Annotated in this window: 16 protein-coding genes; 4 read left to right on the top strand and 12 right to left on the bottom strand. The window is 44.0% G+C overall.

Annotation, left to right across the window (positions count from 1 at the left end):
* Window positions 1–3 precede the first annotated feature (3 nt).
* The 12 genes from LGT40_RS11295 to LGT40_RS11350 form a co-directional block, all read right to left on the bottom strand.
* On the bottom strand, window positions 4–1035 hold the full coding sequence (locus LGT40_RS11295; protein ID WP_226071401.1) for a CobW family GTP-binding protein: 1032 nt from the start codon (window positions 1033–1035) through the stop codon (window positions 4–6).
* Window positions 1028–2392 (bottom strand): DUF3526 domain-containing protein, encoded by a 1365-nt coding sequence (locus tag LGT40_RS16385; protein WP_226071403.1) that lies wholly within the window; start codon window positions 2390–2392, stop codon window positions 1028–1030. The genes LGT40_RS11295 and LGT40_RS16385 overlap by 8 nt, the downstream gene beginning before the upstream one ends.
* Before the next feature lies 1 nt (window position 2393).
* Complete coding sequence (locus LGT40_RS11305) at window positions 2394–3812, bottom strand: ABC transporter permease (RefSeq protein WP_226071405.1); 1419 nt, start codon at window positions 3810–3812, stop codon at window positions 2394–2396.
* Between the two features lie 2 nt (window positions 3813–3814).
* Window positions 3815–5806 carry a TonB-dependent receptor gene (locus LGT40_RS11310; protein WP_226071407.1) on the bottom strand — a complete coding sequence of 664 codons (1992 nt, stop codon included), beginning with the start codon at window positions 5804–5806 and terminating at the stop codon, window positions 3815–3817.
* A gap of 34 nt (window positions 5807–5840) precedes the next feature.
* Window positions 5841–6542 (bottom strand): ABC transporter ATP-binding protein, encoded by a 702-nt coding sequence (locus tag LGT40_RS11315; protein WP_226071410.1) that lies wholly within the window; start codon window positions 6540–6542, stop codon window positions 5841–5843.
* A 118-nt stretch (window positions 6543–6660) separates the two neighbouring features.
* Window positions 6661–7125, bottom strand: coding sequence for a Fur family transcriptional regulator (locus LGT40_RS11320; protein WP_226071412.1), 465 nt, complete (start codon window positions 7123–7125; stop codon window positions 6661–6663).
* Window positions 7125–7628, bottom strand: coding sequence for a ZrgA family zinc uptake protein (locus LGT40_RS11325; RefSeq protein ID WP_226071414.1), 504 nt, complete (start codon window positions 7626–7628; stop codon window positions 7125–7127). Before LGT40_RS11325 ends, LGT40_RS11320 begins: the two co-directional genes overlap by 1 nt.
* 67 nt (window positions 7629–7695) lie before the next feature.
* On the bottom strand, window positions 7696–8355 hold the full coding sequence (locus LGT40_RS11330) for a DUF1826 domain-containing protein (RefSeq protein ID WP_226071416.1): 660 nt from the start codon (window positions 8353–8355) through the stop codon (window positions 7696–7698).
* Between the two features lies 1 nt (window position 8356).
* Window positions 8357–9568 (bottom strand): zinc metallochaperone GTPase ZigA, encoded by a 1212-nt coding sequence (gene zigA / locus LGT40_RS11335; RefSeq protein WP_226071418.1) that lies wholly within the window; start codon window positions 9566–9568, stop codon window positions 8357–8359.
* A complete protein-coding gene (locus LGT40_RS11340) occupies window positions 9549–9959 on the bottom strand; it encodes a TraR/DksA C4-type zinc finger protein (protein ID WP_226071420.1) in 411 nt (136 codons plus the stop codon). The genes zigA and LGT40_RS11340 overlap by 20 nt, the downstream gene beginning before the upstream one ends.
* Window positions 9960–9963: 4 nt before the next feature.
* Entirely contained in the window at window positions 9964–10332 is a 369-nt protein-coding gene (locus LGT40_RS11345; RefSeq protein ID WP_226071422.1) for a MerC domain-containing protein, read from the bottom strand.
* A gap of 75 nt (window positions 10333–10407) precedes the next feature.
* Window positions 10408–12468 carry a sensor domain-containing protein gene (locus tag LGT40_RS11350; RefSeq protein WP_226071424.1) on the bottom strand — a complete coding sequence of 687 codons (2061 nt, stop codon included), beginning with the start codon at window positions 12466–12468 and terminating at the stop codon, window positions 10408–10410.
* A 192-nt stretch (window positions 12469–12660) separates the two neighbouring features.
* Here LGT40_RS11350 and LGT40_RS11355 point away from each other — a divergent pair, with 192 nt between their 5' ends.
* The 4 genes from LGT40_RS11355 (at window position 12661) to LGT40_RS11370 (ending at window position 16540) form a co-directional block, all read left to right on the top strand.
* A complete protein-coding gene (locus tag LGT40_RS11355; RefSeq protein ID WP_226071426.1) occupies window positions 12661–13152 on the top strand; it encodes an Arc family DNA-binding protein in 492 nt (163 codons plus the stop codon).
* 92 nt (window positions 13153–13244) lie between these two features.
* Window positions 13245–14054, top strand: a complete 810-nt coding sequence (locus tag LGT40_RS11360; protein ID WP_226071428.1) for an ion transporter — start codon at window positions 13245–13247, stop codon at window positions 14052–14054.
* 88 nt (window positions 14055–14142) lie between these two features.
* A complete protein-coding gene (locus LGT40_RS11365) occupies window positions 14143–14667 on the top strand; it encodes a lipocalin family protein (protein WP_226071429.1) in 525 nt (174 codons plus the stop codon).
* 100 nt (window positions 14668–14767) lie between these two features.
* On the top strand, window positions 14768–16540 hold the full coding sequence (locus LGT40_RS11370; protein WP_226071432.1) for an SLC13 family permease: 1773 nt from the start codon (window positions 14768–14770) through the stop codon (window positions 16538–16540).
* Window positions 16541–16634 lie beyond the last annotated feature (94 nt).

Genomic DNA, 16634 nt, shown 5'->3' on the forward strand with positions numbered 1-16634 from the left:
TTTTTAAGACGGATTAACCTGCCTTATCTCACCTATCTGTAGTAGTTGATTTTCCAGTTTTTCGGCATCAATAGGTTTATCGGTGATAAATTCAATACGGCTTTCCACTGACTGACCTAGCGATTTTTCAATCGTCAGGGCGTCGTCAGCTTGATTGATAGCAACAAAGCCTTTGCTGGTTAAAAGCACAGCTTTTAGCCGAATCTGTTTAAATTGTTCCAGCCAGCTTAGCAATGGCTGGTAATCAAAACAGTATGTGGTTTTAAAGCGCCAGCCATAGCTATACCAGCCACTCAACTTTTGTGCCGCCGCAAGATAGCCGCAATCTGGTATAGCCTGTTCTTTATCATCAAGATTAAAAACCGTCGGCTGTCCCTGCCAGATAACCTGATTAAATTTTGCTTTAGGCTTTAGCCATTGGGGATTAATTTTTGCATCTTGAGTGATATGCAGTGGCAGTTCCTGAAGATGCATTTCATTCAAATAAGCAGTCAAGGCATTAATGTCACTTTGAGAATAGCTTTCGGCTTTGTTCGCCACGATCAGATCGGCAATACGTAACTGCTGCTGGAACGTCTCATGTTCACGATATCTCGCTTCAGTCATATGCCGTGCATCGACCAATGTCACTGTGGCGCGTAAATCGATGATCGATTGATAAAATTCCCCCGATAGAACGGCAATTACTTCTTCCGGGTGACCTAAACCACTGGGTTCAATTAACAGACGATCCGGTTTAGCTTTGGCAATAAGTTGATTGAGCGCCACCTTCATCGGCAAACCAGCAGCACAGCACATACAGCCACCGGGAACCTCACGAATGATGATTTCGCCTTCAGCAGAATCATCTGTCTGTAACAGCTGACTATCTATGCCCACTTTGCCAAACTCATTAATCAAAACTGCCCAGCGTTCACCAGAGGGTTTGGTTTTTAACAGTTGTTGAATCGCCGTGGTTTTACCCACCCCAAGAAACCCAGTGATCACATTGGTGGGGATTGCTTTTTGGAAAAGCCTGAAGTTTGTCTCAGCCACGATTACGTCGGGTTTGTACCAACACCAGTACAATAAAAAATAGCCCTATCAATACTAAGTTGATTAGTGTTTTTACAATATGACTTTGTCCCAGTGGCTGGTAGTCGAAATGAGGGATACCAGCAAAATCATTTACCGTAAAGGGCTTATCAAAAAAATAGAACTTAAAGAAATAGTCACGTAATTGTTGTTGATAGTCAGCAATCTGATCCAGAAATGTCTGACTGGCCAGCATATCGGTATCGGCCAGACGATTCATGCTGTATTGCAAACGCATAACCGGTGAAAGCCAGGCAAACTGCTCGCCAATCTGATGAGAATACCGGCGACTGGCACGAAATTGTGCAACGGCATCCGCCACAATCACATCGCTCATATGCTGCATCGCGTAATACCAACGCCAATCAAAGGGCTTATCCAGTTCTGCAGTCGTCGCCTGCCACTGGGGATAATCCCGTAGGTACTGATCAAAGTCTGCTTGCTGATCTTTATCCCAGCTATCGTGCATAAATTCGCGTTGTTCAAACAGCATCGCAACATGTTCAGCCGGTTGCTGCTGTTGTGTTTGAAATAGATAAGCCATACCGGGCAGCACAAATGCAAAGATGAGCCACAAACTGATAAATAACAAACTGTTAAAAATGGCACTGCGTAGCAGGCTGATAACCCAGCCAGTGATAACAAACCAGCAAACCTGATAAGCCATTAAAATCACGGCAACTTGCCACCATAGTCCATCGAAATGGATATCAGTAAACATCACTGCCGACAATAGAATCAGTAAATTCACAACAGCTAATAAACCTGCTGCAATCAGCATTTTTTTCGTCAGTAAGACGCCACTGTTGGCTACCTGAGATGCCAGTAATGACCAACGCCCACTGGTTTTTTCCTCTGCCAGCAGATTTAAACTGAGTGCTGCAATCAATAAAGGCATCAGATAAATCCAGATAAAACTCAAGTCCAGCTTACCAATCGGCATAGCAGCAATATTGCCAGTCGCCGTATTGCTCAATTGGCTTTGCAAACCTAATAAACGAACCCGTGTGTGAGTGGTCGTTTCACTACGTTCACCATGTATCAATGCCGACCAGGCAGAAGGTTTTTGCCATACCGGATGAAACAGGTAATAACTCATATAACCAGAGTCGTATGGCGCTAACGGAGCATCCTGCTGATAGTCTGCCAATTCTTCCTGATAATTCGCTTCGCTGATAGCCCGCTGTTGATATTCACATTGCAGACCGATTTGACCCCAGATAATGGCTAATAAAGCGACCAAAAAGTATGCCATCATCAGCCATTTAAAGAGTTTGTTCTGCCATAAAAGACGTAATTCAAATTGAATAAATTTCACCTTAATCGACCTCATTACGACTGCGGCTCAGTAAAAATACACCTAAAACAAACCAAAATAGCAATATCAACAATGGCGGATATATTCGAGTGCTCTCGTCCTTTAATGTGGGAGCGTGATAGGTAAATTGTCCTAGCTTTGTCCAATGTTCATGAGAAACTTTCTGAGCACGATCATCCTCCAAATCAATTTCTTCGGCATGTAATCGATTCAGCTGTTTAATGAAATTAAAGCGGTATTGCTCTGCTGCTTTTTCATAATGCAAAAAGCTATCTGCATTTGTTGCGGCAAATCGAGACGACAGATTGTTGGCTAATAAATAGGGGGAAAACCGCGCTATATGACTGACCAGTTGATTCTGCTGCTCAGCAATTTGCATCAGTTTTGCATATTGTTGGGTAAATACTTCGCTGGTAATGCGCTCACCTTCCTGCATCACAACGCCACGCCAGTTTACCGGTAAATCTTCGACTCGTGAGACACCATATTCGGCCAACACTCGCTCGCGAAACTCGGTAAAGTAAGGATCATCCGGGTCATGGGAATTGCCCACTTTAGCGATCTCTCTTGCTGTTTGAATATCGAATACCGCCCGATCCGGTATCGGATATTGCATTTCTGCCAGGCTATAAGCCATTTTTGGCAACACAACCACTGTGAGTAGCCAGAACAACAACAAAGCGGACAGACTTTGCTGATTGGTTCGGCACCAGTTGGAAAACAGTACCACCGTGATCGTCCATAACAGGCAATAAAATAGATACAAAATAAACATCAGGCCCATGCGCAGTACATCGCTGCCATGTACATGAGAGAACAGCATAAAACCTATGGCAATGGCGAAAATCACCACCAGAAAAATCAGTGATATCACGCTATACGCCAGTGTTTTGCCGAATAAAAGCTGCCTGACACTAATACCTTGCGAGACCAATTGCCGTAATGTGCCCTGTACACGCTCACCACTGACACTATTAAATGCCAAAGCAATCAGCACCAAAGGCCAGATCACCAGAATAATCGTTGCACCTGACAGATAACCAAGCCCCATATAGGCTGTACTGCTGACATATTGCTTGAAGCTGCTGCTGTTTTGCCGATGGGCTTCCAGAAACAGGGCATTACCGACAAACGGATTCACTCCGCTATCAATAAAACTGAGTGGTGAAATGATGCGAAACACCATGGTGCCGTAATGGGCTGCACGATGCGGGTGCCGATCGGGTTGGGCTTCCCAGTTCGCATCATTCTGCTGCTGCCAAAGGGTTTGCGCTTCAATAAAATCCTGTTGCTGTTGCCAGTGGGAAAATGCAATTAATGTCGTTAACACCAGTAACAAAGGCAATAAAATTTTCAAGGTCTGACTGCGCCATTGTGTAATGAGCTCATGACGCGCAATTTCCATAATCGTCTGCATCATGATTAGAACTTATACGCCACTGAAACACTGGCATTCACGCCATCACCGGGAGAAAAGATCACCCCGTCAACGCCACCATTATCGTAGACATATTCATAGTATTCATTGAACAGGTTATTCACCTGAAAATTGATATTGCCCCAGCTGGTCGCATAATCCATGCTGGCATTGACCAGGTTATATTTACCAAACTTACCGCCGCTATTGGCTTCGTTAATGTAAGACGAGCCCTGAGCATCGTAATGTAAACGTCCGGTTAATGCCGGGGTAAACAGATAACTGAGGCCCGTTGAAGCGGTATAAGATGGAATACTACGCAATTCATTACCATTATCCCTGCCAGGGCTTTGAATCTCAGAGTCAACAGCACTGAAATTGCTCCACAACGTCAGCCTGTCAGTCGCCATCCAGTTAATGCCAAGATCGGCGCCCTGACGTAGGGTCTTCCCCACATTTTGGGTCAGCCCGTCAACCAGTACAAATTCATCCTTGGCTTTCTGCTCCCAGTAGGACAGCCTTAATTCGAGACTGTAAACAGGTGCCCATTTGATACCCAGCTCCCATCCGTCATTGACAGAGACATCACGAGCTGAGCGCTCACCTTCGGTATAGGCACTACTACTGACAGGATGCTGAAAACTGCGACCAAGGTTAGCAAATAGAGTGATTTGCTCTGTTGGATAGAGAAACAGGTTGAATTTGGGTTGAACAATCGTCCCATAGTCATAACTTTCGCGATCACTGACTACTTCATCCGCCGCATTACGCTGTTTAAAATCGCCATCAATCTGGTCAGCACGTATCGCTGCATTCCATTCAATAAATTCATTGGGCGCGTGCGATACCTGTAAATAGGTTCCTTTGCTGATAAAGTCGTAATCAAAGTTACGTGCAACATTATTGGTATCGCGTTGCCGCATATTACCAATGGTGCCAAAACGTTGCTCTAAGACATCCTGGCGCTCAATATCGAATCCCCAGTTTAACGCCCACTGTTCATTAATATCCCAGGACAAGGTCGAAATAAAACCGTAGTGATCTTGTTCGTCGTAGCGATTCTGCAGTGACCCGGCCTCACTAAATCGCACCCATCGCTCACGTTCGTAATAGTTGTAATAGGCTTTGGCTGACCAGCTCAGATCATCCGCTAGCGCAGTATCAAAATGCAGGCTGAAGGATTGAGTTTCCTTATTGCCACCATCCTGGCTGGCATAGTCTGCAGATCGGGTCGGATGTTTTCGGCCTTCGTCCCGGGTCAGGTAACCGGGTGCATCGGCATCGTACTCAGCCATTCTGGCAATAAAGCCAATAGAAGTATCGTCTGATAAATCATAGAACCAACGGCCACCGACACTGTATTTATCCATATCAAAGTTATCGCGGTAGCCTTCTGACTCACGATATCCGGCAAAATAGCTGTGTTGTAGATTACCGGTCTGTTCACCCCAGTAGCCCTGAATCTCACGTGCATTATAACTACCGTAAGTGACTTCCACTTCACGAGCGATATCTGAGCGCGTGGCAATATTGTAATTACCGGCGACATTAAAGGTACCGTAACGCGGATCGCTGTTGCCTTTATAAACTTGAATCGTATCAATATTGCCCGGAAACAACTGATCCATCTCACTGTAGCCATTGTGTAGATTGGAAGGGATTCCATCGATTAACAATTTGGCATGTGGTGTACTGCCTTCGGCGGCAAAGCCCCGAATACCAATATCAGTGTTAATGATCCCCTGGTTATAACGAGCAAAATAAACACCCGGGATTTTGGTAAATAATTCCATAGTGTTATTCACATGACTGATAGATAACTCTTCACGCGAGATAATATCTTGTGAGCCAGCCAAGTTTTCATCAGCATAATCCGGGCGCGCACCGAGGACCACTAAGGGATCGATACGGGTAACGGGCTCATTATCGGTCTCAGCAAAAGCCACAGACAAAGGTAATGCAGACACAATCAGGCTACTGATAAGTGTTTTTTTCACTATGTATTCCTTATGGTTCTTTTTATCCTGATATTCAAGCAGCAAACTGATCAAAGTAACGTTGCGTTAGCTGATCCAGTGTTAACGATTGTGTGGTGACGAGATCGGTTAGATGACCTTGTTTCATAATGCCTATCCGGTCGGCTAATTGATGGGCACAAAATAGATCATGGGTCACAATCATGACCGCTGCTCCACGCGTTTTAATCGTCATCACCACTTGAATAAAGTCCTGGGTAGCAACCGGGTCCAAACCAGAAGTCGGTTCATCCATCAAAATCAAACGGGCATGTTTTAACAGAGCAAAGGCAATGGCGACTTTCTGCCGCATGCCTTTCGAATAGTCTGATAGATGCTTGGTAAAGTCGGCTTGTTTGAGACCCGCACTGAGTAATGCCTCATGGATTTGCAGGTCAGTTAGTTTCATTTTGGCCAGTAATGCCAGATAGCGAATATTTTCAATCGCATTAAAACGAGGATAAAGGTTAACGTTCTCAGGTACATACATGATTTTTTGTCGGCACAAAGATGCCTGCTGATAGAGGTCATGACCTTCCAATGTGGCGCCTCCGCTGGTCGGTGCTGTAAACCCCAGCAGCATATTTAATGTGGTCGTCTTACCAGCCCCGTTTGCGCCCAGTAAACATAAAACTTCACCGGAGTCGATTTTGAAGTTGAGATGATCGACGACAATTCGATCGCCAAACGATTTGGTTAACTGGTTCACTTCCAGCATATTTTCTCCTGAGATCTGGTTCTGCATAGTGTGGCGAGAATATCGGCCATTATTTACTATTACGATATATCACATCATTTACTAATTAAAATACGTTAATCTACTTATGTGGATAGCATTAGCGTTGTTCCTGGCATGTTTCACAAAGCCCATGCAATTCAAGCTGTGGGCTATTCAGCTGAAAGTGGTTATGTTCAATACTCTCTTCCAATGCATGAATGAGTTGTTTATCTACACCGATTTCCCTGACCTGATGACATTTATCGCAAATTAAAAACTGGGGAGTCTGATGCGAATGCGAGCAGGCAATATGTGCACAGGCAATAAATTTATTGTTTGAGGCCAGCTTGTGTACCAAGCTGTTTTGCATTAAGAAATCCAGCATTCGGTACACTGACATAACTGGAATGTTTTCATCGGTTTGCTGGCGATAAAGTTCGGCAATTTCATATGCAGAGCGTGGCGCTTTTGCGTTCAGTAACACTTCCAGAATATGCTTTCGTTTACTGGTTAATCGTGCGCCATGCTCAACACAACTGCGTTCAGCCTGTTGTAAAACCTTGTCTGTATCGACGTTAGTCATTAGTTTATTCGCAGAGTAGTTCGTTGTGGATTAAGTTCGAGTTGTTGCTGACCTGAAGGCAAAACCATTTGCACTTGCAACAACTCCAATCGGTTATAGATATCAAACAAATTGATTTGCAACCCGGTGATTTTATCGGGTTGTTCACAGCGTAAAAAATAACTGATATCTATATCTGTATGTCCTGCCTCGTTTTGATTGGCAAAGACATCATCTATTTCAATTGATTCGGCATGACAGCTAGCCCCCTCCACCGTCAGTAATGTTTCCAGCAACTCAAATTGTTGCAACATATCCCGATAAATATGTTTCTGCTGCGCGGTTTCCGGTTGATGTTCAAAGCCTAAAAAATTCATTAACGGTGACTGCAAATGTATCATCAACGCTTCACCATCCATGACAAGATCTAACGTCGCCATTCCATGCACGTGAGCATCATGATGGCGATGCCCGGCATGCTGTTCATGCCCACCATCGGCTTTATCTGCGTACGTCACAGACATCAGGCTAAAACCTAAAATCATGGAAAGTATAGAGTGCATGAGTCGCATGTTTTTGGGGTCTCCTTAATCACTCAGCAAAATCCAGAGTCAGCAATAAACGTTTATCCGTTTTATTAATATGTGGCGACCGATGCACAATACCACCCACTTGACTACCCAACCAGCCATCGCCTTTTAGCAATGCCACATCGCCGTGACACAATTGTTGTATATCCGTCGGCCGTTGGTAGATGCCAGATAAATGATCTGCTAATCCCCCGGCGCCGGTCCCGAGCTTTGTACGGTCAACATGTGCTTCATTCAACCATTCACTTCCATGTCCATGGTAAGTAGTGACCATCCTGCATGCCAAATGATCGGTATGAAACCTGGGACACATAGTCTCGTTAATCAAACTTAAGCGCAAGCCGATAGAATTCAGGCCAAACAAGTCTCCATACATTTCAGCTAATTGCACGACATCGGCAATAAACATATGTCGCTGAGGATGCGCCGGCAATAACCCGGACAGCCACTCTTCAACCTCAGACGGACCTATAACGGTGCGTAATTGTAACGCATTGAGCCCGTGTGTTAATTCATCCAGATACGTTTTTAAAGCCGTATTTAATTCACGTTGCCAAACCACTAAATTGATATCCGGTTCATAGATAGCGGTCATCACCATCGGTGATTCATCTATTAGCACATGCTCCGTTGAAAGTTTGACCAAAGCTGTTTGTGTCATTTCACGCGGTTTCCCATGCAGGAAAAGGATCCGCTAAAGACTCCCAAAGCTGTTTACCAGCTAACAACTCACTGTCGTTTAATAGACAATCATCAAGCTGAGCTGTGAGGGCTTGTGGATTAAGGTCCTGGCCGATAAAAACCAGTTCCTGCCGCATATCTCCGAAAGGTTCCTGCCAGTTTTCTTTAATGGTTTTGAGACATTCTGCGTCTTGTGGCCAGCGATTTTCCGGAATGGCTTTCCAAAACATTCCTGCAAATCCATAACGGGCAATTCCTCCAGCCTGATTCCACTGTCCTGCAAATTGCGGACGACTGGCTAACCAGAAATACCCTTTTGAACGAATCAACTTACCGCAAGGCCAGTCCTGATGCAGAAATTCGTAGAATTTCTGTGGGTGAAAAGGACGTCTGGCCATATAGGTGAAACTGCTGATGCCATACTCCTCCGTTTCTGGAATATGTTCACCCCGCATCTCTTTTAACCATCCCGCAGCCTGCTCGGCCTTCTCAAAACTGAACTTCTCTGTGCCTAGCACTTTTTCCAGTGGTATCCGACCATTTTCGATGGCAATCAACTCAGCTTCGGTATTAAGGCTTTTTAGAATACCGGTTAATTCGCTTAACTGATCTGCCGTACATAAATCCGTTTTGCTGATTAAAATTACATCACAAAACTCAACCTGATCTACCAGCAGATCAGCCACACTTCGCTGATCCTCCTCTCCCAGGCTTTCTCCCATCTCCTGCAGCTGTTTTGCTTCATTAAAATCTCTTAAAAAATTTACGGCATCGACTACCGTGACCATCGTATCCAGTCGTGCTATCTGAGACAGACTTTCGCCATCTTCATCCGCGAAAGTAAAGGTTTCGGCAATCGGCAACGGCTCAGAAATACCGGTAGATTCAATAATCAGATAATCAAACCGTTGTGCAGCGGCCAATTGCCTCACTTCAATCAGCAAGTCTTCACGTAGAGTGCAACAGATACAACCATTGCTCATTTCAACTAACTTCTCTTCAGCACGGTTAAGTTGAACATCCTGTTGAATTTGCCTGGCATCAATGTTGATTTCGCTCATATCATTCACAATAACCGCCACTTTTCGACCTTCCCGATTATTTAAAATATGATTCAACACAGTGGTCTTACCGGCGCCCAAAAAACCGGATAAAACTGTCACAGGCAACCGATTATCGCGATTTGTGTTCATATAAGCCTTCTCTTAGTTCATTAATCGTTTTGGCATCAGTGCAATATTCAGCGGTGGGCCTTATCAATAAACGGGCATTACCAATGGGTTCGCCTGTTTGCAGGCAATAGCCATATTCCCCATTGCGGATGCGTTGCCGCGCCGCATCAATTTTTGGAATGAGTTGGCGTTTCCGATCCGCTATACGTAAGGCTATCTGTGATTCTTCTTCCTGCTGAGCTCGATCCAATACATCACTCACCTGACTGTTACACAGCATCTGATTTTTTATGGCCGTGATTTCGTCCAATGTTTCCGTTCGTAGTTGCTGTAATCGCCGGTCAAAAAATGCCAGTTGTTGAGCATCCATATATTCCGATTCCGCAGCCATCAAAAGTGCTTTCTCATCCATCTGCTTAACCTGATTGTGGTGGTAAAAATCGTAGTGATAAATTCCGATTCCATAAATGCGCCGTGATCAGCACCGCCCCACCACCCAAAGTTATCCATGTTTCAAGTGATTCAGGACCCAACAAGGCAGAAACCATGATTGAAATACCGATAACGCCTAGCATTAATGGCCAGTGATTTTGGTGTTTTTTGTATGAACGGGGCAAACTTAAAATAGCCAAAAGCACCACCGGCACCAACATGACTTTGTGTATCCATTCTGACGCCAACCATTCGCCTAGCAGACCTGCTGCACCAAAGCCAATTACGATAGGCGTTAACAAACAGTGCACCATGCACGCTCCCGAGCACACTAAGGCTAAATCATCTTTCATCCCTTCACCTCATAAATTATGATATATCATATCATTTCAATCCAAGGCATTTTTGTCAAGCCTTTTGAAAGTTGTTTAATCAGCCATGCGTTTAATGAGATTTTGAAGCTTGCTAAGAGCGGATTGAAAAGCGGTTTCCTGAGCAGTATAGCCTGCACGACTGGCGTGAATATCGCCGGCGAGATAACTTGCAAGAAGATCATTACCAGCCTGAAAAATAGACTGATGAAGTTGGTTGATTTGTTCAAGCATCGCGTTATCCAGATAATGATGATAGCGCGCTTTTTCCAGCCAGATCCCACAATGAGACTCTGATAATTGTGTAATAGGCCATTCGGTTTTGATCTCAGGCTCAGCAAACAGTCTTTCCTGGAGTTGATGAACCCAATACGTTAAATAGAAATAAAATAAACTCAATCGGGCTTGTTTCTGATTTTTTAATAGGCCTGATAATGCACACCATTGTCTGAAAGGCTGGTAGGCATCTAAAAACTTCATCAATTGTTCGATTGGTAATGGTTTGGCTAAAGCATACCCCTGCGCCTGATTACAGCCCATCGCTAATAACACTTCACCGTGAGCGATAGATTCCACCCCCTCCGCAATCACTTGGATATTAAAGGACTGAGCCAGGGCAATCACCCCTTCAACAATTTTGCAGTCTTCTGGTTCGGTCAGCATCCGACGTACAAAGCTTTGGTCTACTTTAACGACATCAACAGGCAGCACCCGAATATGGGTCAGTGATGAATAGCCAGTCCCAAAGTCGTCCAATGCCGTGGTGATACCAAACTCGGATTTGCAAAACTCCACAACATTACTGATTTGGCTCAAATCACTTAAACGATTACTTTCCAGAATTTCAATCTGAAATCGACGGGTATCAATATTGGGGAACTGTTTAATTTGATTTTTAAACCAATCGAAGAATTCGCTGGTCGATAAATGATAAGCCGTAAGGTTAATGCTTAATTGATAGTCATAACCGGCTTGCTGCCACTGTGCGAGCTGTTTAAGCGCTTGTCGGATAACCCATTGTCCAAGACTGACTTCCAATTCAGTGTCATATACTTGCTCAATAAATTTATCTGGAAACAACAAACCTTTTTGTGGATGTTGCCAACGAATTAAGGCTTCAAAACCGAAAATATACCCGGTGCTGAGTGTCACTTTAGGTTGAAAAAACAGAACAAACTGATCGTCCTTAATCGCGTTGGCGATCTCCCGCAATTGCTGGTTACGCTCAGTAATCTGCACCTCCTCGTCAGGATCGTAAGCAAAAACTGTTGATTTGCCATCAAGTTTTGCCTTGTACATACACTGATCGGCATGACGAATTAAGGTATCCAGACTACCGTTGTCTTCAGGATACAGGGTATAGCCAACTGAAGCGGTAACCATCACAGGAACATCATTCACAGTAAAGGGGTTTGCAATCACTGAAAGCACTTTCTGAATAGTTTCTGAAGCAATGGCATGGTTCTGGATACCACCAATGATCAAAACAAACTCATCCCCACCGTAACGCAGAATACTGTCTGTTTCACTTAAAACACTTCGCACCCGCTGCGGTATCTGATCAAGCAGATTATCTGCAGCCACTTTGCCATGGATATCGTTAATCGCCTTGAATTCATCAAGATCCATAAACGCCACGACCAGGTTTTCATTATTCACATCGGCAATTGAACTCATTCGACTGAATTCATTTTCCAAGCGGTTTTTGTTCAGAATTTGATGTGAATTACGATTCAGGATCAAATCAGAAAGTACTGCGCGATACTTTCTATCTGCAGTGATATCGCTGAGATGGCCAAGATAAAACACCTTACCCAGTGCATATATACGTTTAACGCTCAAACGCGCCGTGTAATGCGAACCATCTTTACGTTTATTGGAAACTTCACCATGCCAGAACCCGTTTCGTTGCAACGATTGCCAGATAGTTTGATTTAAAACTTTATTTTGGCTTTCTGTGCTAAGGATTTGGGGGTTACTGCCGATAAGCTCTGATCGAGTGTATCCAGTTAATTGCTGTACCGCATCATTGATATCGACAATTTTCTGGTGTTCATCCGTGATGACAATGCCTTCATGTGCGAACTTGAAAGCATTTTCTAACAATGTGTTTCTCACACTACGTGCCTTGTCCTTAACGTTGATCTTTAGTCACTCGTTCCGTCAGCTGTATAGCCCTATTCACAAAGGGTTCACGAGTACTGAGTAACACTTGGCCTAATCAAATACCACGGTGATAGATACCAGTGGTAATGAAACTACAGATGGTAACTAACTATGTCAATAACAACTGTTTACACTCTTTAATCAATGAGCGCGAGAAAAGGACCTTTTGGCCTGAGACTACCTGCCGAACTGATGTCTTGGCTGCGTAGAGAGGCAACACAGCACAATCGGAGCACGACCAGTGAGGCCTTGTTTTTATTACAAAATAGCCTGTCACATCGCTTCGGTAAAACGGCTGTGCAAGCGTTTCTGGAAAAACATCCGACCTCGACCAACACTGAGGCATTCGGCTTACGTATTCCAGATGATTTGAAAGCCCGCCTGCGCGATTTTAGCCAGCAACATGAGATTAGCCTGAACATGGAAATCGTCATGCGATTATCTCTAAGCTTCGAAAAATACCGCCAGCATACGGTCGCGGCTAAAATTGAATCAAATGGTTACCGCTCTAAGCCAAATAAAGGCTCGACTATATCTGATTCTGAAAAACGTTTATTAGACTTATATCGCGGACTCAACGAAGCTAATAAAAAAGTTATTCTGACACTGATTAACAACCTTGCAAAAAATGACTAGCAAATTGTTGTTGCCAATTATTTAAACGTCTTTGCTCAGTTATAAAATCCGTCTATGATCGCGACCTGATAAACTTTATGGTCGTGATTCATATGCAAACTTCATCACCCTCTCCATCGTCATTTCAAAACAAGTTAGAGCGCTTACGCCATAATCGTTTATTCGAAATTGTCGTGGTTAGCGTCATTTTGTTTTCGGCGATGGTAACCGGGGTAAAAACGTATGAGATCCCCAACCAGATTTTACGTTTAGTCGATTGGCTGGACTATGCCATTACGATCTTTTTTGTCATTGAAATCAGCGTGCGCTTTTTAGCTGAACCCAATAAACGGGACTTCTTCAAAAGTGGCTGGAATGTATTTGATACAGTGATTGTTGCTGTCAGTCTGATCCCGGTGAACGATAGCGAGCTGGCTTACGTCGCGCGGTTGATTCGTATCTTCCGGGTGCTGCGTATGGTATCGGTTATTCCAGAACTACGTCATCTATTAAACTCCCTACTCAAAGCCTTACCACAGCTTGGTTACGTGGCGCTGATGATGTTTATCATTGTGTATATTTTTGCCGCCATCGGTACCACTTTGTTTGCTGAAGTAAACGAATTTTTATGGGGTGATATAGCTGTCTCCATGCTGACATTGTTTCGGGTAATGACTTTCGAGGATTGGACGGATGTTATGTATGAGACGATGACTGTATATCCGCTTAGCTGGATTTATTATCTGATTTTCATTTTTCTGAATACTTTTGCCTTTCTGAATATGCTGATTGGCATTGTGGTAAACGTCATGGAACAGGAACGTGCTGAAGAGCTGGAAGAAGCACAAAAATACGATATGACCATTGAAGACCTGTCGGCACAAATCGAGGAGCTAAAACAGCTTATTAAAACCAAAGCCTGATCTTATCGACTGGCAAACAACATAGATCTTCACATCTCGTTCACAGCCAAAACCTGATCATCGACCTTCATTTTCAGGAGGGATGTCGATGTCTGGTCGTAAATTATCTCTGTTGCTGTTTATCACGCTGTTAGCAGGATGTCAGTCAATGTCACAACCAATTCGTACAGCAAACTATGTCGATATCAATCGCTTTATGGGCGACTGGTATGTGATTGCCAATATTCCAACCTTTATTGAAAAAGGTGCCCATAACGCCGTTGAATCTTATGAATTAAATGAAGATGGCACCATTGCCACCACCTTTACCTTTAACAAAGGCAGTTTCGATGGCGAACAAAAACAATACCATCCCAAAGGGTTTATAACCGATACGGAATCAAACGCTGTGTGGGGCATGCAGTTTATCTGGCCTATCAAAGCCGATTATCGGATTATCTACTTAAACGAGGACTACACTCAGACCATTGTTGGCCGTGAAAAACGTGATTACGTTTGGATCATGGCAAGAACGCCGCAGATTCCCGAACCGGATTATTTACAAATGCTGCAACTGCTCGCGGAGCAGGGATACGATATCTCACAAATCAGGAAGGTGCCGCAACGCTGGTAGCTAATATTTATAAAATAAATATATAAATCGATATTAATTAATTCTGTTTATATTGATTTATTGCGATGATAGCGCCTGTTTCATGACTTAGGCGATAAAAATGGCTTGGGAAGCGTGGTTTACCCTCTTTGTAACCATCAGTGTGTTATTGGTATTGATATTGACTCGCGTACGTCCTCACATCGCAATGATCACTGCTCTTACTACACTTATGGCAACCGGCATTTTAAGTGCCGAACAAGCGCTGGCAGGCTTTAGTAATGCCGGTTTGATTACCGTTGCCGCCATGTTTATTGTTGCGGCAGGTCTCCATGCCTCTGGTGGCGTCGATATTATGGTGAAATCCTTTTTAGGCGCTCCGAAATCTATTCGAGGCTCTTACCTGAGAATGTTCACACCGGTTGTCTTTCTCAGTGCTTTTTTAAACAATACGCCGGTCGTTGCCACCATGATTCCCGGTCTGCTTGCCTGGTGTAAACGTATTAATATTAATCCCTCCAAGCTGATGATTCCATTGAGCTATACGGCGATTTTGGGTGGCACATTAACGTTAATTGGTACCAGTACCAATCTGGTAGTAAATGGCCAATATCAAGCATTGACAGGTCAAGCAGGATTTTCATTATTTTCTATTACCATTATCGGTCTTCCTGTTGCAATTTGTGGACTGCTTTTTATGTGGCTTTTCTTTCCCAAGTGGCTCCCAGACATTGGTAAAAGTCATGCTTTTGAAAATGTGCGGGAATTCACTCTGGAAGTCATGGTGGAATCGAATGGTCCTTTGGTTGGCCAAAGCATTCAACAGGCCGGTTTACGCGAGCAAAAAAGTGTTTACCTGGTCGAAATCGAACGTAATGGTACATTGCTAACCGCAGTCACTCCAGAACAGCGACTGCAAGGCGGAGACCGTCTGGTATTTGCTGGAGATACACAAGGTATTACAGACTTATTAAGAATTCGAGGCATTGTTGCCTCTACCTCGGATGCTGAAAATAGCGTTTTTTCAGCCGATCGACCTGAACGAAGTCTGGTTGAAGCTGTGGTTTCTCCACACTGTGCTGCTATAGGTGAAACCATTCGCGATGCAAAATTTCGCCAACGTTATGGTGCTGTCATCATGGCAGTTGCTCGAAATGGAGAACGAATTGCTGGTAATCTGAGTAATATCGTTTTAAAGGCTGGTGATACGTTGCTATTGGAAGCACGTCCCGCCTTTGTCAGCCGTCAACGCTATAACAAAGATTTTTTACTGATTAATGATTTGGGCAAAGAGTCGCCTAATCATGATAAAGCACTGCTTGCCTGGATCATTTTAACTACGCTAGTTGTCGCAGCAGGTTTTGGTCTAATCAGTATGTTGAATGCCGCCTTAATCGGTGCGATTTTAATGATAGTCACGGGCTGTTGTTCAGTAAGCCAAGCCGAACGAAGCCTGGATCTTACCGTGATTCTGACTATTGCCGCGTCATTCGCTTTGGGGGTGTCCTTGCAACAAACGGGAGTGGCTGATCTGGCGGCCAGTGGGATTGTTTCACTAAGCCAAAATCAGGGCTGGTTAATGTTAGTTTTGACGTATATTGCTGTATCAATCCTCACTGAAGTGATTACCAATAATGCCGCAGCCGTCTTGGTGCTGCCGATAGTGCTGGAATTAACCGCAAAAGCCGGATTAAATAATGAGCCGTTTATATTTGCCATTATGATGGCGGCCTCCGCCAGTTTTGCCACCCCTTTGGGTTATCAAACCAATTTAATGGTGTATGGACCAGGTGGTTATCATTTCCGAGACTTTCTAAAAGTCGGGGTGCCGATGAATCTCTTTATTGGTGCCGTAACACTTGCCGTCATTATGTTGATTTGGCCACTTAACTAGGGTCTGTTGATCTTTGGTGGTTAAATATTGAGCAGCATGGTGACTCGGTATAATTGTAGTTCACCACAAACAACTATCACACCCAATCACCATG

The organism is Methylophaga pinxianii, from assembly GCF_020447225.1.
GTDB lineage: Bacteria > Pseudomonadota > Gammaproteobacteria > Nitrosococcales > Methylophagaceae > Methylophaga > Methylophaga pinxianii.